1 protein-coding gene and 1 pseudogene are annotated in these 473 nt (G+C 38.7%); one reads left to right on the forward strand and one right to left on the reverse strand.

Going from position 1 to position 473, the window contains the following annotated elements; all coding sequences use genetic code 11:
• The coding region (locus AB4496_RS27105; protein ID WP_372133029.1) for an aminoacyl-tRNA hydrolase at window positions 1-209 on the forward strand (209 nt) is incomplete at its 5' end.
• A gap of 176 nt (window positions 210-385) precedes the next feature.
• Here the strand turns inward: AB4496_RS27105 and AB4496_RS27110 are convergent.
• Window positions 386-473, reverse strand: a pseudogene (locus AB4496_RS27110) (transcriptional regulator); the annotation flags it as partial.

Consider the following 473-nt stretch of genomic DNA (forward strand, 5'->3'; position numbering starts at 1 on the left):
GTGTGATTATCATTAAAGCTCAACAGTACAGAACTCAGGAGCAAAACCGAGACGATGCTTTGGTACGTTTGAAAGAGCTGATCTTAGAAGCAACAAAAGTTCAAAAAGTGAGACGAGCAACCAAGCCAACACGCGGCTCTCAAAAAAGACGTTTAGAAAGTAAAAAGCAAAGAAGCACCACCAAACAACTTCGCGGAAGAGTAGACTAATTGTTTCATGTCCGTAGTGAGCACCTCACCATGAAACAATCATTTTAGCTCTAACTAGCTGGACAAAAGACGATACCTGACATTATTTATTCGTAGACAATTTATTCGAAGACTGGTTGTTTGAGGCTACGTATTTAAAACACTATTGATTAGAAAATATCTATTGGAACAAAACGCTACTTCTGTTTTTTGACCGACAAAATCAGTTTAATCAACAGCATTCGCTCTTCACTGGTTAACAAACGACTAGCAGCAGCTACATCT

It is taken from the genome of Vibrio sp. 10N.222.46.A1 (genome assembly GCF_041473595.1).
In the GTDB taxonomy this organism is placed as follows: Bacteria; Pseudomonadota; Gammaproteobacteria; order Enterobacterales; family Vibrionaceae; genus Vibrio; species Vibrio tasmaniensis_A.